Origin of the sequence: Allobosea sp. Root483D1 (genome assembly GCF_001429505.1) — a bacterium.
Classification (GTDB): Bacteria; Pseudomonadota; Alphaproteobacteria; order Rhizobiales; family Beijerinckiaceae; genus Allobosea.
Genome location: NZ_LMJW01000003.1, coordinates 126,196 through 133,138, shown reverse-complemented (window position 1 = coordinate 133,138; position 6,943 = coordinate 126,196). Strand labels below are relative to the sequence as shown.

General features: G+C 65.0%; 5 protein-coding genes and 1 pseudogene. 4 read left to right on the top strand and 2 right to left on the bottom strand.

Going from position 1 to position 6,943, the window contains the following annotated elements; genetic code table 11:
* A pseudogene (locus tag ASE66_RS33130) lies at positions 1-183 on the bottom strand (diguanylate cyclase); the annotation flags it as partial.
* 70 nt (positions 184-253) lie between these two features.
* Entirely contained in the window at positions 254-1,930 is a 1,677-nt protein-coding gene (locus tag ASE66_RS06995) for a peptide ABC transporter substrate-binding protein (RefSeq protein ID WP_057188894.1), read from the bottom strand.
* A gap of 353 nt (positions 1,931-2,283) precedes the next feature.
* Here ASE66_RS06995 and ASE66_RS06990 point away from each other — a divergent pair, with 353 nt between their 5' ends.
* The 4 genes from ASE66_RS06990 (at position 2,284) to ASE66_RS06975 (ending at position 6,784) form a co-directional block, all read left to right on the top strand.
* Positions 2,284-2,838 (top strand): helix-turn-helix domain-containing protein, encoded by a 555-nt coding sequence (locus ASE66_RS06990; RefSeq protein WP_162262458.1) that lies wholly within the window; start codon positions 2,284-2,286, stop codon positions 2,836-2,838.
* A 56-nt stretch (positions 2,839-2,894) separates the two neighbouring features.
* Entirely contained in the window at positions 2,895-3,239 is a 345-nt protein-coding gene (locus tag ASE66_RS06985) for a RidA family protein (RefSeq protein WP_057188892.1), read from the top strand.
* Between the two features lie 80 nt (positions 3,240-3,319).
* A complete protein-coding gene (locus ASE66_RS06980) occupies positions 3,320-4,756 on the top strand; it encodes an NAD(P)/FAD-dependent oxidoreductase (protein ID WP_200964561.1) in 1,437 nt (478 codons plus the stop codon).
* A gap of 318 nt (positions 4,757-5,074) precedes the next feature.
* Positions 5,075-6,784 carry an MFS transporter gene (locus ASE66_RS06975; protein WP_082613265.1) on the top strand — a complete coding sequence of 570 codons (1,710 nt, stop codon included), beginning with the start codon at positions 5,075-5,077 and terminating at the stop codon, positions 6,782-6,784.
* Positions 6,785-6,943: the final 159 nt, after the last annotated feature.

Here is a 6,943-nt window from a genome sequence, read left to right as displayed (position 1 = left end):
CAGCATGCGCCAGAGCCATTCGAGATATTGCACCGGCAGCGGGCGATTGAGGCCGAGCTGTTCCGCGATGCGGTCGAGATCGGCCTGGGTCATGTCACCGCCGGCGGCGAACTGCGAGAGCGGGCCGCCGGGCGCCAGATGCAGGATCGCGAAGCCGATCATCGAGACGATGAACAGCAGCATCACTGATTGCCCCAAGCGGCGTATGAGAAACCCGATCACAGCGCCACCCTCCCGGTCGCGGCCATTCCCGTCACTTCGCCCAGTACCAGCTGCCCATGTTCCAAGCGTTCTGGCGTTGGTTGATGTTGGGCCGGTAGCCGACCAGTCCTTCCTTCACGCCTTCGATCGGGGCGTACTGGAAGATCGGCAGGATCGGCAGTTCCTCGCGGACGATGTCCTGCAGCTTCCAGTAGATCGCCTTCCGCTTCTCCTGATCGAAGGTTTCCTGCCCCTGTTTCATCAGGGCATCCGCTTCCGGGTTCTCCCACTGCATGTAGTTGCCGCCGCTGCCGCCCTTCACCGGAATGGCGTCCGAGGCGAAGCGCGAGGCCGGGTCTGGATCGACACCCGTCCGGAACGTGGTGCCTACAAGCAGGGAGTCGAATTTCGAGCGCACATAGAATTCACCCCAGATCACGGCGGCCGGCATATTGTTGATCGTCATCTTGGCGCCGATCTGCAGCCAGTCCTGCTGCATCAGCTGCTGGCATTGCTCGCGCAGCTGGTTGCCCGTCGTGGTCGAGACCGCGAATTCGAGCGGCACGCCATTCTTCATGCGTGTGCCCGAGCCGGAGCGTTTCCAGCCGGCTTCGTCGAGAAGCTTGTTGGCGCGGTCGAGATCGCGCTTCTGGACGGGAAGATTGGGGTTGAACGCCCAGGATTCGCGCGGTGCGAAAGACTCTGTCGGCTTTGGCACGCCGTAATAGATCGCGTCGATGATGGCCTGCTTGTCCATCGCCGCGTAGAGGGCATGACGCACGGCCTTCTCGGCAAAGGCCTTGTTGCCGAGGTTGGGCATGATGATTTCGAGATTCCCGCTCGGTGCAACCGCAACCTTGCGCCCTGGCAGCTTGATCGCTTCCTGATAGTAGTTCGCCGGGATGCCCGAGATGATCACGAGATCGACCTGCCCGGTCCGGAACTGAGCATACAGCGCCGTCAAATCGGGCACGTATTTCAGGACGGCCTTCTCAAGGTAGGGGCCGTCGCCGTGGTAGCTCTCATTGGCGACCAATGTGATGTTGTCGCCGGGCTGGCGTGTGCCCCAGCGGAACGGGCCGGTGCCCACGGGGGCGTTGTTGAACGGGGCGGTGTTCGGATCGCTCGCCTTTTCGAGGATGTGCTTGGGCACGATGTGCGTGTTGGCGAGCATCGCAAGATAGGGCGCGTAAGCCTTCTCCATCCGCCATGTGATTTCGTGGGGGCCCTTCACCACGATGTCCTTGACGAAGGCGTGGCCGACGCGCGTGCGCGCCTTGAACCCCGGAGCGTTTATCAGCGTCAGGGAATATTTGACGTCTTCGGCGGTGAACGGCGTTCCGTCATGCCATTTCACGTCGCTGCGCAATTTGACCGACCAGGTAAGGCCGCCGTCGGAAATGCCGCCATTGGCCTCGCTCGGGACCGCTATTGCCAGATCGGGGCGCAGGCTTCCGTCCGGCTCCGCAACCCAGAGCGAGTTGAAGACGCTCGTCCAGACGACCTCGTCGACTTCGACGCCGGGCATCAGCGGGTTGAACGAGACGGGTTCCTGCGAGAGTCCGACAACCACGATTCCGGTCGGCTTGGCGGGCGGCGGCGGATTCGGCTTGCCCGGGGCTTGCGCCCTGGCGGCGAGACCGGAGGCGGCAGCCAAAGCGCCGGCGCCAAGGCCGAGGAGGCCGCGGCGGTTCAGGTCCCAAGGTGATGGAAGCCGCGTATCGGTCATGATTATCCCTCTCCCAACTGCGCCGGGCAGATGCTTGTTTGAAACGCTTCATCAGAAAATTGAAAGTAAATTTCATCCGACCGGCGCCGCAGAAGCCTGCTTGGCTAAAAATGTTTCGTAATTCGTTCCTCGCGTCAAGAGTTTTGCCGCCTTATGCGATGCGGTGAAAATTTTTTGCGGATCGAGATGACGAGAGGTGGCGGGTCTTCTGAATATCAATTTCAGTATAATGGTTGCGCGACTGAGAATCTCATCATATCGTCGTTCTGCGCTCGACCCCTAGGAAGCCAATGATCGATCCAGTCCCGTCCGCCGAATCCGGAGATGCCGAAACCGACGAGCAGCTGGAGACGATGCGGATCGGGCTGCGCCTGCGCGCGCTCAGGACTGATCGCGGGATGACTATCCTCGAGCTGGCTGCGAAAGCCGGTGTTTCGTCGGGCAGCATCAGCCAGATCGAGCGGGGGGCAACCAATCCTTCGATCAGCACGCTGCAGAAACTGCGTGCCGCACTCGGCGTGACGCTGTGGTCATTTCTCGAAAGCGAGGCGGAGCCTCCCCGCGAAAACCGCTATGTCCGCCATCCCGGCGAGCGCCCGAAGATCGTGGTCGGCGGCAGCCATTTCACCAAGGAGCTGCTGTCACCGCGCGACAACGACCAGCTCCGCTTCATGATCCTGACGATCCCGCCGGGCGCGCAGAGCGCCGATGTGCTGACCGGCCCGGGTGACAAGGCGGGCTACATGATGGCCGGGAACGCCGAGCTGACGATCGGGGACGAGGTCTTCCAGGTCGCCGAAGGCGATAGTTTCCAGTTCCCGAGCACGATCCCTCATCACCTCTTCAATCGCTCCGATCGCGAAGCGAAACTCATCTGGATCATCAACATCCGGGAATCGCACCTTTAGGGCGATAGCGTCGGGCGGCACGAGCCCGCCCATCATTCCAAACGTCACGAGGAATCATGATTACGCGTCACGAAGTCACCGGCCGCCTCAGCAAGGTGCTGGTCGCGAACGGGTTCGCTTTCCTGTCCGGGTTGACCGCCAAGGACCGCAGCGGCGGTGTCAAGGAGCAGACCGCCGATATCCTCGCGCAGATCGACAACTACCTGGCCATGGCCGGCACCGATAAAACGCGCATCGTCGTCGGGAATATCTGGCTGAAGGACGTCGGTACCTTCAACGAAATGAACCAGGCCTGGGAGGCCTGGGTCGATCCCAAGCAGCCGCCGGCGCGTGCGACGGTCGAGTCGCGGCTCGCTGCCGACGACATCCTCGTCGAGATCCAGGTTCAGGCGCTGGTCTGAGCGCCTTCTCCTCCGTCGCGTCAGCGCGGCGGAGGCTTTCAATTCGCGTCCGCGTCATCTCGCCAATCGAGGGCATGCCCATGCCGCAGCTGTCCGATCTCCCGAGTACTTCCCCCGGCGATCCGTCCTGGTGGTTCAGCGATGCGATGCGCGCCGAGGGAAACGAGCCTGCGTCGCCGGCCCTGAACGGACAGATCACGGTCGATGTCGCGATCGTCGGTGGTGGCTTCACCGGCTTGTGGACGGCACTTGCCTTGCGCGAGCGCGCTCCGCAGCTTTCGGTCGCGCTGATCGAGGCATCGTTGTGCGGCTGCGGCGCCAGCGGCAAGAATGGCGGCAAGGTCCATGGCTACTGGGCTTCGCTTGCCGGAATGGCAGCGAATATCGGCGCCGATGGCGCACTCGCCGTCGCCCGTGCCGGGACCCGTGCACAAGACGCCATCCGTGCCTTTGCCACAGCCCCGGGGAGGGATGTCTGGTGGCGCGAGGCCGGCAATGTCCGCGTCGCGGCAGCACCGGCACAGGACGCCAAGATCAAGCTCTATGCCGATACCGCCAAGCGCCTCGGAGTCCCCGATAGTGCGCAGCCGCTGACCCCGGAGCAGGTCGCAGACTATTGCCGCTCGCCGGTGTTCCGCGGCGGCATCTACCTCCCCGAGGGGGCGAATGTGCATCCGGCCCGCCTGGCGCGGGCCTTGCGCAAGGCCGCGATCGATGCGGGCGTCTCGATCTACGAGAACACGCCGATGAGCAGCGTCGTCGCCGGCTCGCCCAATCGCATTTCAACGCCTCGGGGAGAGATCATCGCCCGCGAGGTGGTGCTGGCGACCAATATCGAGTTGGCGAAGCGACCGGAGATCCGGGCGCATGTCAGCGTGTTCTCGTCCTATGCCCTGATGACCGAGCCCGCTCCCGACAAGCTGGCGGCGATGGGATGGAATCGCGACGAGGGGATCGCGGACCTCAGGATGTTCGTCCACTACTTCCGCAAGACCGCCGATGGGCGTGTCCTGATGGGATCCGGGTCCGGTCCGATCAGCTTCGGCGGCAATACGCAGGACCCGAGCCTGACGACGGACCGAGCTTCGGCGGCGCGCGCGGAAAAGGGCCTCCGCCGGCTATTACCGGCTTTGGCCGATGTCGGCATCGCCAAGATATGGGGCGGCGGCATCGACGTCTCCTCCGACCGTTTGCCGTTCTTCCGCACCGTGCCGGGCACCCGCATCCACTATGGCTGCGGCTATTCGGGACATGGCGTGAACCCGACCTATATGGGCGGCCAGTGCCTCGCCTCGCTCGTGCTTGGCGTGAAGGATGAGTGGTCGAGCCTGCCGCTCTGCACCCGCGACCTGCCGGCCTTGCCTCCCGAGCCCTTCCGCGCCGTTGGCGGCCGCCTCGTGCGCTGGGGCATCATTGGATGCGAGGAGGCTGAAGAGAAAAGCGAGAGCGCCGGCTTTGCGATGCGTGCCGCAGCGGCGATCCCGAAGCTATTCGGCTTGCGTATCGGCACGCGTTGAGAAGCTGGCCTCAGCCCGAGCGAGTTGGAACTAGCGGGACGCCCAGCTCCGTGGCGGCAATGTCCGCTTTCCGGCTGGACATATCGTGGTTTCGGATGCGGCCTCCCGATGGAAGGATGCGGCATGCTTGTCGAAGCACAACCGAACGATCAGCGCCCAGCCTGGAATACAGGGCACATCACGGGCCCGAAGCCGCCCCTGAAACCCAGGTGAGCCACAGCCTCCGTCCTGAAGCCCGAAAGCAGTCTCGAATCATCTGATGACGGACAATGGCGAAGCGCGGCTTCCCATCGCCCGCCGGCATGCTCTAACTGTGGCATGCCGCATGAGCCCGCCACGCAGACCACCGCCGAGACCGCCGAAGCCGACCTGGCCGCCGCGGGCCTGAAGCCTCATGACGGGCGCTATTCGGCTTTTGCGCCGTTGCGCCAGCCGATCTTCCGTGCGGTCTGGATCGCAAGCCTTGCCTCGAACTTCGGCGGCCTCGTCCAGATGGTCGGTGCCGCCTGGTTGATGACCTCGCTTTCCGATTCGCCGGACATGGTCGCACTCGTCCAGGCATCGACCGCGCTGCCGGTGATGATGTTCTCGCTTGCCGCCGGCGCGATCGCGGACAACTACGACCGCCGCCGCATCTTGCTGACGGCGCAGGGTTTCATGCTCGCTGTTTCGATCATGCTGGCGGTCTTCGCCTGGTATGGGCTGCTCTCGCCCTGGCTGCTGCTCGGCTTCACCTTCCTGCTCGGTTGCGGCAACGCGCTCAACAACCCGGCCTGGCAGTCTTCGGTCGGTGACATGGTACCGCGACTCGAGGTGCCGGCGGCGGTGACGCTGAACAGCGTTGCCTTCAACATCGCTCGCAGCGTCGGCCCGGCGATCGGTGGCGCCATCGTCGCCGCCTTCGGCGCGGTCGCTGCCTTCGTCGTCAATGCCTTCAGCTATATCGGCCTGCTCGTCGTGCTGGCCCGCTGGCAGCCGCCGCGCGTCGAGCGCGTGCTGCCGCGCGAGACGTTCCTGATCGCGATGAGCGCCGGGCTCCGCTATGTCGCGATGTCGCCCAATATCCGCGCCGTCATTCTGCGCGCCTTCCTCTTCGGCTTCGGCGGCATCGTCGGTCTCGCTCTGATGCCGCTGGTCGCACGCGATCTCGTGCGCGGCGGCCCGCTGACATATGGCATCCTGCTGGGAGCCTTCGGCGCCGGCGCGGTCGCCGGAGCCTTCGTCAGTGCCCGGTTGCGCCGTCGTTTCAGCACCGAGACCCTCGTGCGCCTGACCTTCCTGGCCTATGCGGCCGCAGCCGTGGTGGTGGGGCAAAGCCCGACCCTGTGGCTCACCATGCCAGCGCTTGCGGTCGGCGGCGCCTGCTGGGTGCTGGCGCTCTCGACCTTCAATTCGACCGTGCAGTTATCGGCGCCGCGCTGGGTGGTGGGGCGCGCGCTTGCGCTCTACCAGATGGCGACCTTCGGCGGCATGGCCGCGGGCAGCTGGGCCTGGGGCTGGGTCACCCTCCATTCCGGCCCGGCCGGCGGCCTCACCGCGGCGGCGGTCGCACTCGTCTTCGGCGCGGCCGTCGGGCTGCGGTATCAGCTGCCGCCGCTCGAGGCACTCAACCTCGATCCGCTCAGCCGCTGGCGAAAGCCCGAGATCGCGGTCGATATCGAGCCGCGCAGCGGCCCGGTCTTCGTCACCATCGAATGGCGTATCCGGCAGGAGGACGTGGTCGAGTTCCTGAAGGCGATGGAGGAGCGCCGGCGCATCCGCCGCCGCGACGGTGCCCGCCACTGGTCGCTGCTGCGCGACCTGACCGACGCCGAGCTCTGGATCGAGCGCTACGACAGCCCGACCTGGGTCGAATATGTCCGCCAGGCTCAGCGCGCCACCCAGGCTGACGCCGAAATCGGCGACCGGGTCAGGGACCTGCATATCGGGCCTGAGCCGCCGGTCGTGCGCCGCATGGTCGAGCGTCAGACCGGCGCGCTGCCGCGCGAGTTGCTGCGCGCGACCCGGCAGGCGCAGGCGTCGCCCTGAGCGGCGGCGCCGAATCTGCTCATCGCGACCACGCGCGAAAGAGAACCTTTATGTGGTTGGTGCGCGCTCGGCGTGGGCAGGTGCTGGACATTTTGGAGCCTTGGTGTCGCGCGTCAAACCTCCTGAGCCTACGTCGGTCAACTCGAGCCAGTTATTGGT